This window comes from Pseudomonas sp. HMWF032, assembly GCF_003060885.1.
Taxonomy (GTDB): Bacteria; Pseudomonadota; Gammaproteobacteria; order Pseudomonadales; family Pseudomonadaceae; genus Aquipseudomonas.
Map to the genome: position 1 here is coordinate 1 of NZ_QAIG01000005.1, position 16227 is coordinate 16227.

The following is a 16227-nucleotide window of genomic DNA, read 5'->3' on the forward strand; positions in this document are numbered from 1 at the left end:
GGTGGAGGCGGCGGTGGTTGGTAAAGCGCTTGTGTAGGAGGGGCTTTTGGCTCGGGCATCCCACAGGGGGGTGGTGAATGCCGCAAGCCGGCTGGGAGCCGGCGCGGCGCTACCTCCTGCATCCATGCAGTCGTAGCCGCGCTTAACAGAAGTCGCGGCTAAAGCCCCTCCCACACATCATGATCCCAGCAAGGCTAAGGCTTGCGGGTTTCCTGCAACTTGGCCAATAAGGCTTCGCCTTTGGCTTTTTGCTCGGCTTCGCTGAGGGGCGGGTTATCCAGCAGGCTGTCGAGTTGATCAATCAGTTCGCTCTGCCGGCTGATGCGGGCATCGATCTTTTCCAGTTTGCGCTGGTTGTGCCAGCTCCACACTGCGAGGGCGCAGGCGGCCAGCACCACGGCGGTCAGCACGATAATCGTCAGGGTGTTCATCGCGGCTCCAGAATTTTGCCCATCAGCATGCGCGGCAACATAACAGCGCCGCGCGTCAGCGTCTGTGCCTGTTGCACAGAAAAGCTTCGGTCAACTAAGAGGCTTGGGTCCTTTTGTGTTCAAGAGCTGGTTAGGGCTGTGTGCGGCGTTGCCGCTGCAACAGGCGGCCATCGGGCAGCACGCTGCAGTAGCGCCCAGGTGCTTGGGCGAAGGCGACGGCCATCAAGGCCGTGCCCCAGTTGCCGCAGAAGCTCTGGCGCCACCACTGGCCATCGTAGATTGGCCAGAGGCGGGTGTTGCCGTCCGGGTGGCCTGTCAGCAGCGCGTGCCCTCTGCGGCTAACGCGCGTCGAACAGTTGCCCCAAAGGTGCGTGGGTAACTTAGCAGGTGCGAGTGGCTGTTGCTGAGCGATTAAAGACGCTCTGGCCGTGGCGTGAAGCCATGTCGCAGGCCAGAGCGTGCGTCATCGCACTGAGGGTGTATCGGTTTAGTGATGCATATGTGGCATGGGCAGCAGAATGAAGGCCGCAATTTTGCCCAGCATGACACTGCTGTAGAGCCAGATGGGCATGCAGGCCAGGGCCCAGACCGCCAAGCGTTGGGTGCCGCTGCTGCCTGTGGTCCAAAACGCCGTCCGTTGCCAGCTCAGTTGCAGGCTCCAGAGAATGCCCAGCCAAGGCAGTAAACCGACAACCTTAAGCCAAGTATCACCGCGTTCGGCAAACGGCCCAACGTGCCAGGCCAGCCCCAGCAGTGCCGCACTTTCATTGACCAGACCTGGGCCGTATTTGCTGGCAAACATGGTGACCGCATGGGGGATCAGCCCGAGTATGGCCATAGGCGCTAGCGCATAGGCCAGGTCCAGCGCCAAGGCGCGTGGCGATTGCTGCACCCGTTTGGCGGCACTGCGGTAGCCCAGTGCGGCCAGCGGTACGGTAATGGCTATTGCCAGCAGCAGGGCCAGCAAGCCGGACAGCCGCCAGGTTTCGGTGCTGATCTGCAAGGTCTGGTGCAGCCAGGCACCCGCGATATTCCAGGGCAGGCTGTCGCGCAAGCCGGTGTGTTGCAGGCCATGCAGAAACTGGATGCCGACACCGGCTATCGCCAGAATCAGGATGATCACCCAGTAGTCATGCGGATCAGCCCGTTTGATCGGCTGGCCCAGACTTTTGCCGGGCCGCATCCAGTGCAGTTCGGCGCTGTCACAGGCCTGCACGCAATCGAGGCACAGGGTGCAGTTGTCCATGTTGTTGCGTTCCTCGAAGCGGAACGGCGAGAGGTGGTAGTGGCAGGCCGTGGCGCATTCGAAGGTGGTGCAACGGCTGCAGTCGCTCTGTTCAGTGCGGATGCTCAGCCCCCCGGCCTTGCCGTGACTGGCCAGCACCCGGCCCAGCGGGCAGATGTGCTTGCAGTACGCCATATCGGCAAAAAAGAAAAAACAGCCGGCGGCAAACAGGGTAAACAGCAGGAAGTACCAGGCCGTGGCTTGCGTCGAGGCGCTGAGTAAGCCAGGTGCGGCAAAGGCAATAACCCAGTAGCCGAAAAAGATCAGGCTGAAGCTGATCCAGGCGCCGCGCAGGGCCTTGGGGAAGCGCTTCTTCAAGCCAAAACGCTGCAGCCACTTGCCCATTGCGCCGTGCGGACAAATTGCACAAAACGCGGGCCCCACTGTCGGGGTGAGTACACAGGTCAGCAGGGGCCAGAAGATCCCCCAGAACAGCAGGACCGTCAGGCCGTCTTTGCGGTCTTCACTGAAAATGCCCAGGCCGATGGCCAGCACCAGAATGCTGACACTGACAACCTGCAGGCTGCCCATCAACCAGGGGTGCCGGAGCATGCGCCCGATAAGGGGTAATTGCGTGAGGTTAAGGCTGTTACGGCGCGCGTTGGGCTGGCCGGAACGGGCAATGATTTGTTCGTTCATCATCAGGCTCCTCACCTGCCGGCCACGGCTGACCGGCAGGTGTTGCTGGCTTAGAAGTCGATACGGCTGCCGACATAGAAATAGCGTGTGTCGGGGTCATTACGACCACCGCCGGTTCCGGCGTTGTTATTGACGTAGTTATCCGGGTCACGTTGGTCGAACAGGTTGTCGACACCGGCAAACAGTTCCAACTGTTCGGTCAGCGCATGGCTGATATTCAGGTCCACCAGCGTCTGGCGGGTGTCGTAGGCTTCGCAGCTCACCCGGCAGCCGCTCTCGCGTGACAGGTAGTCGCCGACATGCCGTGCCCGTGCGGTGAGGCTCCAGTCGTCCAGTGTGTAGGTGCTTTCCAACCGATAGGTGCGGCGTGCGCGACCTTCCAGGCGCTGGTCGGTGTTGGCATCCATGGCATCCAGCCATTCGTAGCCGGCGCGCAGGCGCAGGTTTTCGCTGGCCTGCCAGTCGGCATTGAGCTCCAGGCCTCGGATACGCGCCTTGTCGACGTTCATATACTCGGAGAAGTTGCGGAAACGACCGCCGCCAATGGGCTGACTGCGCATCACGCGCGACATGATCAAATCATCGATATCGCTCTGATGGAGTACTGCCTCCAGATCCAGCGCGCCGAGTGTGCGACCCACGGCCAGTTCCCAGGACTGCGATTGCTCAGGTTGCAGGTTGGGGTTGCCGTTGATCACACTGGTGCCGCCGCCTCGGGTAAAGCTGGCGTATTGCTCCAGCAGGCTGGGCGCGCGAAAGCCCTCGCCATAGCCCAGGCGGGCCCGCCAGTCGCCGTCACGCCAGCCCAGGCTGACCTTGGGTGTCAGGGCGCTGTCGAAATCGTCAAAGTGGTCGTAACGCGCCCCGGCGACCAATGTCCACTGATCGTTGATCTGCCACTCATCCTGTAACAGGGCAAACGCGTTATCGCGAGCGGCGCTCTGGGCGTTGATGGTCACATCCAGTTCATCACGGTTGTAGCCGCCACCCAGGGTCACCTTGTGCGTGTCCAGTACCGGCAGGCTGTACAGCGCATCGCTTTGGTACTGCTTGTACCGCGTGGTTTCACGCAGGGTTTCCGGGAAGCTGCGGTTGGTAGCACCGCTGCTGCGCCCGGCACTGCTGCGCAGTTTTAGTTCGCCGGGGCCGATCAGGCGTTGGTAGTCCAGGCCGTAAAACGTTCGGCGTTCGTCTTCGAAGTTGCTGTAGTCCAGCGTATCGAACACCGGCGGGCCACCACCGGGGCGACGAATCAAGGCTTGGGCGGCGCGGTCATTGTCGCGATCAAAAATCTCCACCGCCCAGCCCAGCGACTGCACGTCATCGGGTGTCCAGCGACCGCGGTAGGCCGCGGACAGGTTGATCAATCGGCCGCTGTCATCCTCGGTGGAGTCTTCGTGACGCAGGGCGTTGCGGTGTTCCTGCTCAAGGGTCAGCGAGTGCCCTAAGGTGCCATCGCCGAATCGGGCATTGATGCCGCTTTGCAGGGTTTCGCGGCCTTCGCGTGCCGCACCAGTGGTCACTTGGGCGCTGACGCCAGGGTCTTCGCCCGGTTGCCGGGTGATGATATTGATCACCCCGCCCAAGGCATCCGAGCCATAGAGGGACGACATCGGGCCGCGCACGATCTCGATGCGCTCGATATCAAAGGTGCTGATCTGGTTGGGGTTGTTGCTGCTGTAGTTGTTGGTGCGGCGCTGCCCGTTGATCAGGATCAGGCTTTGGTTGCTGTTGAAGCCGCGGATGGACAGCGCACCTGTGGCGCCGGCGTTGTTGGCTTGCACACCGGTCGCCGACTTCAGCACTTCGGTCACGCTGTGTGCGGAGTGCTGGTTGAGTTCATGGCGATCAATCACCTGCACAGAGGCCTGTACATCTTTGATCGGTTGCGGAGTGCCGGTGGCGGTGACCACCATGTCTTGCAGTTGCAGCGATTGTGCGTGAAGTGCGGATGCACCGGCGCAAGCGACTACCGCCAACGCCAGGGTCGAAATACGGTACATAGAGATAATCCTGAATGCATGAAAGTACCCGGCAAACGAGTGCCGGGTGATGAGCATGGGTATCAGGCGTAGAGCGGAGGGGCGCGGTTGGGGGGGGCCAGCAGGAAGGGCGGATACCAGCGCAGCACTTGTGCTTCGAGCAACACGGGCGTTGCCATACGCGCAGGTGCAGGCGGCAGGTAGACCAGCACCGGCAGGCTGCTGGCCTGGGTTGAGCACTGCGCGCAAGGGCTGTGTGCAGGCGGTTCTTGATCGTCAATGGCAACCAACTGAGTACCCTGCGAGGTGCACAGCAGCATGAAGTCAGTGGTCATGATCAGCGGTGCGCTCCATACCAACAGCGTGGCGCGCAGCAACATGCCCGCGAGGGCAATGGCCAGCAACCAGTCTGTTGTGGAGCGCGTAAGCCGCATCAATGGATTACCTGTAGGTGGGCGGGGAGCATTCTAGTTGTTTTACCGGCCGCCTTGGGTGACACATCGCCGCAGCGGGCTGCCGTCCGACTTAGCATAGGTCAGGATTGCGTGCCGGCAGGCCGCGCAGCAGCTGCTTAAACAGTTCTAGGTTATGCCACTCCTGCTGGATGCGCTCAGAGAAGACCACCACCGGCAGGCTGATCCAGTGTTCGGAAAAGCGCTGGCAGCTGGCGATATAGTCGGCATCGGTTTTCCCAGTTTTGCGCTGGGTGTGTCAGCGCCACACTGCGAAGGCGCAGGCCGTTAGCACAACGGCGGTCAGCACGATAATCGTCAGGGTGTTCATCGCTGCTCCAGCGTTTTGCCCATCAGCCATCGCGGCAACATAACAGTGCCGCGCGCCACCGTCTGTGCCTGCTGCACAGAAAAGCCCTGGCGGGCAAAAAACGCTTGGGCCACCAGGCTGGCCTCGGTAAACAGCTCTTGCACACCCGCCGCGCGCAAGCGTTGCTCGGCAGTGGCATACAGGGCGCTGGCAACACCCTGACGGGCATGACTGGGCGCGCAGTACAGCAGGTCGATATGCCCATCCAGGCTAAAGCCGATAAAACCAGCGATTGCCTGGCCATCGTCGGCAATCAGCAGCTCAAGTGAAGCGAAACGTGTTTGCCAGGCCGACAGGTCCGCAACCTCGGGCGCCCAGGCCTGACGCTGCGCGGCGTTGTAGTGCTGGGTGGTCAACTGGTTGACCGATGCCTGAAACAACGCGACCAATGCTGTCAGGTCATCGGCGTGATAGGTGCGCAGGCGCAGGGACGGTTGCATGGGGAGTGTCGTGCGGAGGATGTGCAGCGATTGTCCGTCGCAGCGGCATGCGGCTCAAGGGCTCGATGCATCGTCCGGGCCCTTTCCGTTGGGTGAATCAGTCAGCGTGCTGAGCGGGCATGCGCGCCTCGGTGCGCAAGCGCTCGACCAGCTCAGCCAACGGCAGACTGCCAAGGTTACCGCCGGCGCGGCTGCGCAGGGTGACGCGGCCTTCGGCTTTTTCCTGTTCGCCGATGACCAGTAGGTAGGGCACTTTCTGCAGGGTGGCTTCGCGGATTTTGTAGCCGATTTTCTCGTTACGCAGATCCACGCTGGCGCGCAGCCCGGCGCGCTTGAGGGCAGCGAGTACCTGGCGGGCGTAGTCGTTCTGCCCTTCGGAAATGGTCAGCACGGCCGCCTGCTGCGGCGCCAGCCACAGCGGGAACAGGCCGCTGTAGTGCTCGATGAGAATGCCGGTGAAGCGTTCCAGCGAGCCGAACAGGGCGCGGTGCAGCATCACCGGGCGTTCGCGTTCGCCCTGTTCGTTGACGTAGCTGATGTCGAAGCGCTCCGGCAGGTTGAGGTCCACCTGCAGGGTGCCGCACTGCCAGTCGCGGCCGATCGCATCGCGCAGCACAAACTCCAGTTTCGGCCCGTAGAACGCGCCTTCGCCGGGGTTGAGCTGGTAGTCGATATTCATCCGTTGCAGCGCGCCGGACAGTGCGCCTTCCAGTTGATCCCAGGTTTGGTCGCTGCCGATGCGGTTGGCCGGGCGGGTGGAGAGTTTCACCGCCACTTCGTTGAAACCGAAGTCACGGTAGATGGCGAACACCAGGGCGATGGTGTCGGCGCATTCCTGTTCCATCTGCGCGGCGGCGCAGAAGATGTGCGCGTCGTCCTGGGTGAAGTGGCGCACGCGCAGCAGGCCGTGCAGCGCGCCGGAGGGCTCGTAGCGGTGCACCTTGCCGAACTCGGCCATGCGCAGCGGCAGGTCGCGGTAGCTCTTCAGGCCGCGGGCGTAGAGCGCCACGGCGCCGGGGCAGTTCATCGGCTTGAGGGCGAACACGCGCTCGTCTTCGGTGCTGGTGGTGAACATGGCCTCGCGGTAGTTGAACCAGTGCCCGGAGGTTTCCCACAGGCTGCGGTCCATCACGTCGGGGGTGTTGACCTCGACATAGCCGGCGGCGTCCTGCTGCTGGCGCATGTAGCCGATCAGCTGCTGGAACAGCGTCCAGCCCTTAGGGTGCCAGAACACCGAGCCGGGGGCGCAGTCGTCGAAGTGGAACAGGTCGAGCTGGGCGCCGAGCTTGCGGTGGTCGCGCTTGCCGGCTTCCTCCAGACGGGTGAGGTAGGCCTTGAGTTCTTTCGGCGTGGCCCAGCAGGTGCCGTAGATGCGTTGCAACGCGGCGTTCTTCGCATCGCCGCGCCAGTAAGCGCCGGCCACTTTGGTCAGTTTGAAGGCGTGCAGCAGCCCGGTGCGCGGGATGTGCGGGCCACGGCAAAGGTCCTCGAAGTCGCCCTGGCGGTAGAGCGACAGCACCTCGCCTGCGGGAATGTCGCGGATCAGCTCGGCCTTGTAGTGCTCGCCCTGCGCCTCGAAATGGGCGATGGCGTCATCACGCGGCAGCTCACGGCGGCTGACCGGTAGATCGGCGGCGGCCAGCTCGGTCATGCGCGCTTCGATGCGCTCGAGATCGTCCGGGGTAAAGGGCCGCTCGAAGGCAAAGTCGTAGAAAAAGCCGTCTTCGATCACCGGGCCGATGGTCACCTGAGCGCTGGGGTACAGCTGCTTCACTGCCATGGCCAGCAGGTGCGCGCAGGAGTGGCGCAGCAGCTCCAGACCTTCGCTGTCGCGAGCGGTGATCAGGCTGAGCTGGGCGTCGTGGTCGATCAGCGCGCTGGTGTCCACCAGTTGGCCATCGAGGCGGCCAGCCAGGGCGGCCTTGGCCAGACCGGGGCCGATGTCGGCGGCGACGTCGGCCACGCTCAGGGGGTGGGCATAGTGACGCTGGCTGCCATCGGGCAGGGTGATGCTGGGCATATCGGTTCTCTAATCAGGTTTGGTTAAAGGTGAAATCTGTAGGGTGGGTTAGCGGCGCAAAGGCGCAGCCATGGAGGCCACCACGTAGTCCGTGCGCCGCGTAACCCACCATTGGTGCAACGCAGGGAGATCGCTTGGTGGGTTACGCGGCGCGCCACGATGGCGGTGTCTGATCGTTTGTAGCTTGGCGCCGCTAACCTGCGCGGCCCGACCCACCCTACAAAGCGGTCTTATTCGGTCGTTTATCAGCCGCGCTGGTAGCGCAGCGGCAAGCCCTCGCAGTCGTCCTGCACCTGACCGTTGTGCCAGGCCAGTTGTCCGGAAACGATGGTGGTGCGCACGGCATGGCGGAAGGCGCGGCCCTGGAAGGGTGTCCAGCCGCAGTGGGCGAGCACCGGGTCGGCTTCGACCGGACGCGGTTCGCGCAGGCATTCGATTAGCGTTAGGTCGGCCCAGTAGCCTTCGCGCAGGTAGCCGCGCTGCTCGATGGCAAAACGCTGCGCCACGGCATGGCTGGTTTTCTCGACCAAGGTGGTCAGGGGCAGCAGGCCGTCGGCCACCAGTTCCAGCAGCGAGGGCAGGGCGTGTTGCACCAGTGGCAGGCCGGACGGGGCTTGCAGGTAGGGCCGCTGCTTTTCTTCCAGGGTGTGCGGGGCGTGGTCGGTGCCGATGATGTCCAACCGGCCGCACAGCAGGGCCTGACGCAGGGCATCGCGGTCGGCTTGGGTTTTGATCGCCGGGTTGCATTTGATCAGGTGGCCGAGCGCCGCGTAGTCGCGGTCATCGAAGTACAGGTGGTGCGCGCAGACCTCGGCGGTGATCTGCTTGCCGGCCAGCGGGCCGGGTTGGAACAGGCTCAGTTCGCGGGCCGTGGTGATGTGCAGCACGTGCAACTGGGTATCAAAGCGCTGCGCCAGGCTGACGGCGAGGCTGGAGGATTGGTAGCAGGCCTCGGCATCGCGGATCAGCGGATGCTGCTCGGCGGGAATCTGCTCGCCGTACTGCGCCTGCCACTGCTGTTCGCGTTCGCGGATGCGCGGCGTGTGTTCGCAGTGGGTGAGGATGATGGTCGGGCAATCGCGGAACAGCCGTTCCAGCGAGTGCAGGTCATCCACCAGCATGTTGCCGGTGCTGGCCCCCATAAAGACCTTCACCGCTGCCACGCGATTGGGGTCGAGCGCGGCGACGATGTCGAGGTTCTCGTGGCTGACGCCAAAGTGGAAGCCGAAGTTGGTTTTCGAGCAGTTGGCGGCGCGCCGCTCTTTGGCTTCCAACGCCTCCAGGTTAAGGGTTGGCGGGTTGGTGTTGGGCATGTCCATGACGCTGGTGATGCCGCCGGCCACCGCCGCCCGTGATTCCGTGGCGAAGCTGCCCTTGTGCGGTGCACCGGGGTCACGAAAGTGCACCTGATCGTCGATCATCCCCGGCAGCAGAAATTGCCCGGCGGCGTCGATCTCAACCTTGGCATTCACGCCGGTCAGGCTGCTGGCGATGGTTTCGATGCGGCCGTGGCGCACCAGCAGGTCGGCCTCGTATTCGCGGCCTTCGCTGATCAGGCGTGCGTTGCGGATCAGCAGGTCATTCATGGCGATGCTCCTCGTGACAGGGATGAGTGGGCGGCACCGGGTCGTAGCCGCCCGGATGCCAGGGGTGACAGCGCAACAAGCGGCGCAGGGCCAGCCAACTGCCGCGCAACGCGCCGTGGCGTTCCAGCGCTTCGACGGCGTAGTGCGAGCAACTGGGGTGGAAGCGACAGCGCGGCCCGAGCAACGGGCTGATCAGGTATTGATACAACCGCACCAGACCCAGCAGCAGGCGTTTCATTGCGGCACGCTGATCACGCTCACCCGTTTGTCGCGGATGGCGTTGTAAAAGCAGTTGGGTCGGCCGGTGTGGCAGGCCGGGCCCTGTTGCTCAACGAGCAGCAGCACGGCGTCGCCGTCACAGTCCAGCCGCGCCTCGACCAGCCGTTGCCGGTGGCCGCTGGTCTCGCCCTTGCGCCACAGTTGCTGGCGCGAGCGCGACCAGTAACAGACCTGGCCGCTGGCGAGGGTTTCTTCCAGCGCGGCGCGGTTCATCCAGGCCAGCATCAGCACCTCGCCGCTGTCGTGTTGCTGGGCGATGGCGGCGATCAGTCCGTCAGCATTCCAGGGGATGGCCTCCAGCACGGCGGCCAGCGGGCGGTTGTCGCCCAGCCCGGCCTGTTCCAGTTCAAGCCACAGGCTCATGGCTTGAGCGCGGCCAGCAGGGTGTCGAGGTTGTACTTGAACATACCCAGGTAGGTGCTGGCTGGCCCCTCGCTGGCCAGGGCGTCGGAGTACAGCGTTCCGCCGACTTTGGCCCCGGCCTCGCTGGCGATTTGCTCGATCAGGCGCGGGTCGCGGATGTTTTCGACAAACACGGCTTTTACCCCGTCAGCGCGAATCTGCCGGATCAGCGCAGCCACGTCGGCAGCGGACGGTTCATCAGCCGTGCTCAAGCCCTGCGGTGCGACAAATCTCAGGCCGTAGGCCTGACCCAGGTAGGCGAAGGCGTCATGGCTGGTGATGATCGTGCGCTGCGCGGGCGGCAGTTGGCCCAGGCCGGTTTTGGCCTCGGCCAGCAGGCTGCGGATTTGTGCCAGGTAGGCATCACGCCCGGCGCTGTAATGCGCGGCGTTGCCCGGGTCGGCCTGGATCAGCGCGTTGGCGATGTTCTGCACGTAGATTTCGGCATTGGCGAGGTTCTGCCAGGCGTGCGGATCGGCGACCTGCTGGCCGTCTTCATCAAGCATCAATGGCAGCACGCCGCTGCTGGCATCTAGGCGTGTGCCGGGTGCTTCGCTGCTGTCGATCAAGCGCGCCAGCCAGGGTTCAAAGCCCAGGCCGTTGGCGATGATCAGGTCGGCGGCGAATACGGCCTTGGCATCCTCAGCGCTGGGTTGGTAGACATGCGCGTCAGCATCCGCACCCACCAGATTGCGAACTTCGAGCTTATCTCCGGCAATTTGCTGGGTAATGTCGGCCAAAATGCTGAAGCTGGTGACAACCTTGAGCTTCTCTTCCGCGTGCGTGAACAGGGCAGCACTTAAGGTCAGCAGGGCAATCAGGATGCGCATAGGGATTCCTCAATAAGCGGGCGATAAGCGGGGTTGGCGGCGCAGCAGGCCATTTAGCGGGCCAAATACGACGGAGCCGATGTAAGCCAGCCCGGCGAGTAGGACGATGCACGGGCCGCTGGGCAGGTTGGCGTAGTAGGAGAGCAGCAGGCCGAGCCAGACGCAGATTGCGCCGGTTAGTGCGGCGAGCAGCAACATGCGCGGCAGGCGGCGGCTCCAGAAACGTGCGGCGGCAGCCGGTAACATCATCAAACCGACGACCATCAGCGCGCCGATGGCCTGAAAACCGACCATTAAATTGAGCACCACCAAGCCCAGAAACAGCCCGTAAGCCAGCGGCCCGAAGCGGCTGACGCCGCCGAGAAACAGCGGGTCGAGGCTGTCCATCAGCAGCCAACGGTATATCAGGGCGAGCAGCAACAAGCTGCCGATGGACACCAGTAGCATGCCGTTCAGGGTGGGCGGATCCACGGCCAGCACCGAGCCGAACAGCAGGTGCAGCAGGTCGAGCTTGTTCCCGGCCAGGCCCAGCAGCAACACGCCGCTGGCCAGCGAAATCGGGTAAATGGCGGCCAGGCTGGCGTCTTCACGCAGGCCGGTACGCCGCGTCACCCAAGCGGCGATTCCGGCCATGCCAAGGCCGGCGACCAGCCCGCCAAGCGTCAAGGCCGGCAGGCTCAGGCCGAACAGCCAGAAGCCCAGCGCCGCGCCGGGCAAGATGCCGTGGGCAATCGCATCGCCCATCAGGCTCAAGCGCCGCAACACCAGAAACACCCCCAGTGGCGCGGCACTGATCGCCAGCGCCACGCCGCCCAGCAACGCGCGGCGCATAAAGGCGAATTCGATAAAGGGCGTCCACAGCAGTTCCAGACTCACGCCACATGCTCCAGTGGCGAGCGTTGGCCCATCAGCTCGCGAATCGGCGCGAAGATGCAGCCGCTGCGCGACACCAGCAGGGCGTTGTCCAAGTGTTGGCTCATATGGCTCAGGGAATGGCTTACGACCATTTGTGTGCGGCCCTCTGCCTGCCAGCGGGCGATGTGCTGCCAGAGCAGGGCCAGGCCGTGTTCATCCAGCGCGGCTTCTGGCTCGTCGAGCAACAGCACCTGCGCCTCGGTCAGGCTCAGGCGGGCGAGCAGGGCGCGCTGCAATTCACCGCCGGACAATGCGTGCAGGCTGTGTTGGTGCAGCTCGCTCAGGCCCCAGTCGGCCAAAGCTTGCTCCAACCGCGCCTGACGGTGCGGACGGCTCAGGCGGCTGCGCCACAACCCAGCGCTGACCAGCTCCTGCAGGGTGATCGGGAATTGCCGGTCTAGTGCCTGCTGCTGCATCAGATAGGCCACGCCACCCAGGCGCGGCACGGCCAGTTCGACCTGACCGCGCAAGGGCTGAACGATGCCGGCGATGACCTTGAGCAGGCTGCTTTTGCCACAGCCATTGCTGCCGATCACCCCGGTCAGGCTGGCACGGGCCAGGTGCAGATTAAGCGGCGGGGTCAGCGGCTGGCCGGCAGGGCCCCATTGCAGGTTGTGGCAGTGGATCATGCCGGGCTCCAGTTCCAGCTGCAGACGGCAACCGCATCGTGGGCGTGCAGGCTTTCCGCGTGTACCACGCACAAGTGAAAGGCGCTGAAGGCCGGTTGTTCGCGCAGGGCGCTGTGCAGGCGGCGGGCAGCGTCTTCGCAGAACATCAGGTTTTGTCCGTTGGCCAGGGCAAAGGCCTGCTCATCGGCGCGCTTTACCGCCGTCTGTACGGCGGTGCCGAGGGCCTGTTCGGCGGCGTCGATCAGCTCAACGAGCGGCAACGCTGTACTGTCGGCGTGCAAGCGCACCTGCAAGGTGGCGTAGCTGCGCTGGCTGTGTGGCGTGGCGACGATGCCGTGAGGCGAACCGAGCCATGCCAGCACTTGTTCATGGCTGAGCGGCTGGTTGGCGAAGTCGTGAGCGAACTGCTGCTGAATCAACTGGCGGGCCAGCGCGGCTGAGCAGGGGCAGGTCGAGGAATAGGCCACCTGCACCTGTAGTTCCACGTGAAACCCCCATGAATCCTGGCGTGCACGCACTTCGAAGGGGTAGGACTTCCATCCGGACAATGGGCTGACCAGCGCCGGACGACTCAATAAGGCGTCGCCGTTGAGGGTCACGCTGGCTTCTTGCGACAGGCCTTCGTGGCTGTGCAAAAAATTGTTGAGCAACTGTTGCAGCACGGCCGGGGTCAGGGGTTGCGCTTCCAACGCATGCAGCGCCAGGTACAGCCGCGACATATGAATGCCACGGGCGCTGGCGTCATCCAGGCTGACGCCAGCGTTGGCGCGGGCATTGATGCGCTGGTCGGCCAGCAACACAGGCAGGGCAATGTCGCCCATGCCCACCCAGTCCAGGCGCTGTGCATGGTGGCTGGCCTGGCTGGCGATGTCCGGCAGGGTGAGTGCATTCATCTGAAAATCCGAGGTGGCGGCGGGTAGAAAATGTTATGTTATAACAATTGAAACTGCATACCAGTGAATTCGCATCATGAGCACGACCCTGATTAGCCAAGAACAACTGCTGGCCCAGCCGGCCGATGACTACATGAACGACGCGCAGCAGCGGTTCTTCCGCGCATTGCTGTTGCAGCAGCGCAGCGAGTTGCAGGCACGGATTGCCGACGAATTTGAAGGGTTACGCGAGCGGGAAACCAGCAGCGATCCGGCCGATATCGGCAGCGCCGAGGAGCAGCGGCAATGGCAACTGCGCCTGCTGGAGCGCGAAAAAAAGCTGCTCGACAAAATCGACGAGGCCCTCGACCGCCTGGCACGTGGCGAGTACGGCTGGTGCCGGGAAACCGGCGAGCCCATCGGCCTTAAACGCCTGTTGCTGCGCCCCACCGCCAGCCTGTGCATCGAAGCCAAAGAGCGCGAAGAACAGCGCGAAAAACACCAGCGTGACCGTGACTGAATGAGGACGACACCCATGACCCCAGAACGCCTACCTGTAACCGTGCTGTCCGGCTTTCTTGGTGCCGGTAAAAGCACCCTGCTCAACGCCATCCTGAAAAACCGTCAGGGTTTGAAAGTGGCGGTGATCGTCAACGATATGAGCGAAATCAATATCGATGGCAGCGAAGTTCAGCGCGATGTCAGCCTGAACCGTGCCGAAGAAAAGCTCGTGGAAATGAGCAACGGCTGCATCTGCTGCACCCTGCGCGAAGACCTGCTGGAAGAAGTCGGCCGCCTGGCCCGTGATGGCCGCTTCGACTATTTGTTGATCGAGTCCACCGGGATCAGCGAGCCGCTGCCGGTGGCCGAGACGTTCACCTTCCGCGGCGAAGACGGCCAGAGCCTGGCCGATCTGGCCCGCCTGGACACCATGGTCACCGTGGTCGACGGGGTGAATTTCCTGCGCGATTTCCACGAGGCCGAGAGCCTGGCCAGCCGGGGCGAAACCCTCGGCGAGGACGACGAGCGCTCGATCACCGACCTGCTGATCGAGCAGGTGGAATTCGCCGATGTGCTGCTGATCAGCAAGATCGACCTGATCAGCAGTCACGAGCGCGAAGAACTGATGGCCATCCTCAAGGGGCTCAACACCCACGCCGAGATCATCCCCATGGCCATGGGCGCAGTGCCGCTTAACACAATCCTCAACACGGGTCGTTTTGATTTCGAGCGCGCGGCCCAAGCGCCGGGCTGGCTCAAAGAGCTGCGCGGTGAGCACATACCGGAAACCGAGGAATACGGCATCGCCTCCACGGCGTACCGCGCGCGGCGGCCGTTCCACCCGGAGCGCTTCTTCACCTTCATCAACCGCGAGTGGACCAATGGTCGCCTGCTGCGCAGCAAGGGCTTTTTCTGGCTGGCCAGCAAGTACCAGGAAGCCGGCAGCTGGTCGCAGGCCGGTGGTCTGATGCGCCATGGGTTTGCCGGGCGCTGGTGGCGGTTTGTGCCCAAGGCGCAGTGGCCGACCGACGACGAAGGGCTGCAGGCGATCATGAAAAACTGGGAGGCGCAGAGTGGCGATTGCCGTCAGGAACTGGTGTTCATCGGCCAGAACATCAACTTTGCGCAACTGACCGCCGAGCTGGATGCCTGCCTGCTGAGCGACGCCGAAATGGCCCAGGGCGTGGACGCCTGGTCGGCGCTGCCGGACCCGTTCGGCCCTTGGCACGAGGAGGCCGCCTGATGCTTGCGCCGGTTTTGCGTCAACCTGTGCAGCAGATCGCCAGCGAGCAGATTGATGTGTTTGGCGAGGTGCTGCGTGATCACATCAACCTGGCGCTTTGGCAACGTCAGTTGCCCGCGCAGATCAGCGATTTCGCCAACGCCCTGTTGGCTCAGGGCGAGCCGTTGGGGCAATCCATCGTGCTGGAGTTGGCCAGCCCGGAGAGCGAGCCCAACCTGAGCGGCCTGGTCGATACCTACAGCGATCTGCCGGGGCAGGCGGCCTTTTTGCAGGACGTCAGCTGGCTGGTCAGCGCCTTTGCCTGCCTGTTCGACGCCAAACGCATCGGCCTGCGCCTGCGTATTCTCGACAAGGCCATGTGCCCGCGTTTTCACGTTGATCACGTGCCGGTGCGGCTGATTACCAGCTACGCCGGGGTCGGCAGCGAGTGGCTGGAGGAAGGCGTGATGGCGCGCCGCCGCTTGGGCGAACCCGCCGCTGAGCCCAGCGATCCGGCCCTGATCCAGCGCGCTGAGACCGGGCATGTGCTGTTGGCCAAGGGCGAGAAATGGATCGGCAACGAGGGTGGCGGGTTGATTCACCGCTCGCCGCAACCGCCTGCCGGTGAGCGGCGCTTACTGCTGACCCTGGATTGGCTGGCCTGAATATCGGCAAAAAAATAGGCTGCGGTTAAAGCAGCCCGAAGCACCAGAAAAACCTGCCGGCGCGTGATTCGGCAGGAGGGGTGAGGTACCCACAGCCACTAGAACACAGGCCGGGTTACGCCTTGATGACGGTGCTTGTCAGGCATGGCTGTCGAGACACGCATCATGTCTCGCTTGCCGTGGGGGCTTTAGCCGCGACGGTTTGGCTTAACCGGGGTTTGACAGCCGTCTAGTAGGCCATCCACACGCCTTTGCTCTGCTTCTCGCAGAACGGCTTGAGGTAAGCCGTATCGCTGGCAATGCCGTAATAGTGCACATCCTGCTTATACGGTGTGCCGCCGACAGTGGCGTTGCGGCACACGCCAAAGGCGCCGGTGGGGCATTGCTCGACAAACTCCACCTCGACCTTCTGCCCCTGCAACTGCGGTTGGCAGAAACCGGTGCGGAACAGGGTGGGCGGGATGCTGCGGTTCTGCTGGCACACCTTCACATCCAGACGCTCGGCCTGACTGTGCACCACGCAGGCTTCACCCCAGGCCAGGCCGGACACCAGATACAAGCCAAGCAGTAGAGCGACACGCATCGTTAAAAGCCTCGATAAACGGACAATGACCAAAAACAGGCGAACCTTGCAGGAGCAGGTTGATGGCATGTCAAAAATGGGCTGCAAACTCTAGCACGCAGCTTTTATTCAGTCTGCGCCATGC

General features: G+C 63.3%; 17 protein-coding genes. 3 read left to right on the forward strand and 14 right to left on the reverse strand.

What is annotated here, in order from left to right:
* Window positions 1-194: 194 nt before the first annotated feature.
* The 13 genes from DBR00_RS02870 to folE2 form a co-directional block, all read right to left on the reverse strand.
* On the reverse strand, window positions 195-431 hold the full coding sequence (locus DBR00_RS02870; protein ID WP_108489208.1) for a hypothetical protein: 237 nt from the start codon (window positions 429-431) through the stop codon (window positions 195-197).
* A gap of 487 nt (window positions 432-918) precedes the next feature.
* Window positions 919-2355, reverse strand: coding sequence for a 4Fe-4S binding protein (locus DBR00_RS02875; protein ID WP_158271541.1), 1437 nt, complete (start codon window positions 2353-2355; stop codon window positions 919-921).
* Window positions 2356-2405: 50 nt separating this feature from the next.
* Window positions 2406-4358 carry a TonB-dependent siderophore receptor gene (locus DBR00_RS02880; protein WP_158271542.1) on the reverse strand — a complete coding sequence of 651 codons (1953 nt, stop codon included), beginning with the start codon at window positions 4356-4358 and terminating at the stop codon, window positions 2406-2408.
* A gap of 62 nt (window positions 4359-4420) precedes the next feature.
* Complete coding sequence (locus DBR00_RS02885; RefSeq protein ID WP_146180665.1) at window positions 4421-4771, reverse strand: hypothetical protein; 351 nt, start codon at window positions 4769-4771, stop codon at window positions 4421-4423.
* A 345-nt stretch (window positions 4772-5116) separates the two neighbouring features.
* Entirely contained in the window at window positions 5117-5599 is a 483-nt protein-coding gene (locus tag DBR00_RS02890; protein ID WP_108489204.1) for a GNAT family N-acetyltransferase, read from the reverse strand.
* 97 nt (window positions 5600-5696) lie between these two features.
* Window positions 5697-7619, reverse strand: a complete 1923-nt coding sequence (thrS, locus tag DBR00_RS02895; protein ID WP_108489203.1) for a threonine--tRNA ligase — start codon at window positions 7617-7619, stop codon at window positions 5697-5699.
* A gap of 245 nt (window positions 7620-7864) precedes the next feature.
* The gene (locus DBR00_RS02900) at window positions 7865-9205 is read right to left on the reverse strand and encodes a dihydroorotase (RefSeq protein WP_108489202.1); all 1341 of its coding nucleotides are present in this window, start codon (window positions 9203-9205) and stop codon (window positions 7865-7867) included.
* Window positions 9198-9443 (reverse strand): membrane protein insertion efficiency factor YidD, encoded by a 246-nt coding sequence (yidD, locus tag DBR00_RS02905; RefSeq protein WP_108489201.1) that lies wholly within the window; start codon window positions 9441-9443, stop codon window positions 9198-9200. The genes DBR00_RS02900 and yidD overlap by 8 nt, the downstream gene beginning before the upstream one ends.
* On the reverse strand, window positions 9440-9847 hold the full coding sequence (gene hisI / locus DBR00_RS02910) for a phosphoribosyl-AMP cyclohydrolase (protein ID WP_108489200.1): 408 nt from the start codon (window positions 9845-9847) through the stop codon (window positions 9440-9442). Before hisI ends, yidD begins: the two co-directional genes overlap by 4 nt.
* A complete protein-coding gene (locus DBR00_RS02915; RefSeq protein WP_108489199.1) occupies window positions 9844-10716 on the reverse strand; it encodes a metal ABC transporter substrate-binding protein in 873 nt (290 codons plus the stop codon). The genes hisI and DBR00_RS02915 overlap by 4 nt, the downstream gene beginning before the upstream one ends.
* Window positions 10717-10725: 9 nt before the next feature.
* Window positions 10726-11547, reverse strand: a complete 822-nt coding sequence (locus tag DBR00_RS02920) for a metal ABC transporter permease (protein ID WP_108489211.1) — start codon at window positions 11545-11547, stop codon at window positions 10726-10728.
* A 41-nt stretch (window positions 11548-11588) separates the two neighbouring features.
* Window positions 11589-12260 (reverse strand): metal ABC transporter ATP-binding protein, encoded by a 672-nt coding sequence (locus DBR00_RS02925; protein ID WP_108489198.1) that lies wholly within the window; start codon window positions 12258-12260, stop codon window positions 11589-11591.
* Window positions 12257-13153 (reverse strand): GTP cyclohydrolase FolE2, encoded by an 897-nt coding sequence (gene folE2 / locus DBR00_RS02930; RefSeq protein WP_108489197.1) that lies wholly within the window; start codon window positions 13151-13153, stop codon window positions 12257-12259. The genes DBR00_RS02925 and folE2 overlap by 4 nt, the downstream gene beginning before the upstream one ends.
* Before the next feature lie 76 nt (window positions 13154-13229).
* Here folE2 and dksA point away from each other — a divergent pair, with 76 nt between their 5' ends.
* From dksA to DBR00_RS02945, 3 genes are read left to right on the forward strand one after another with little or no spacing between them, the layout of a single operon-like run.
* A complete protein-coding gene (dksA, locus tag DBR00_RS02935; protein ID WP_371920613.1) occupies window positions 13230-13652 on the forward strand; it encodes an RNA polymerase-binding protein DksA in 423 nt (140 codons plus the stop codon).
* Window positions 13653-13667: 15 nt separating this feature from the next.
* Complete coding sequence (gene zigA / locus DBR00_RS02940) at window positions 13668-14876, forward strand: zinc metallochaperone GTPase ZigA (protein WP_108489196.1); 1209 nt, start codon at window positions 13668-13670, stop codon at window positions 14874-14876.
* Complete coding sequence (locus tag DBR00_RS02945; protein WP_108489195.1) at window positions 14876-15520, forward strand: DUF1826 domain-containing protein; 645 nt, start codon at window positions 14876-14878, stop codon at window positions 15518-15520. The genes zigA and DBR00_RS02945 overlap by 1 nt, the downstream gene beginning before the upstream one ends.
* 229 nt (window positions 15521-15749) lie before the next feature.
* Here DBR00_RS02945 and DBR00_RS02950 read toward each other — a convergent pair whose 3' ends face one another.
* Window positions 15750-16103 carry an NADH:ubiquinone oxidoreductase gene (locus DBR00_RS02950; protein ID WP_108489194.1) on the reverse strand — a complete coding sequence of 118 codons (354 nt, stop codon included), beginning with the start codon at window positions 16101-16103 and terminating at the stop codon, window positions 15750-15752.
* Window positions 16104-16227: the final 124 nt, after the last annotated feature.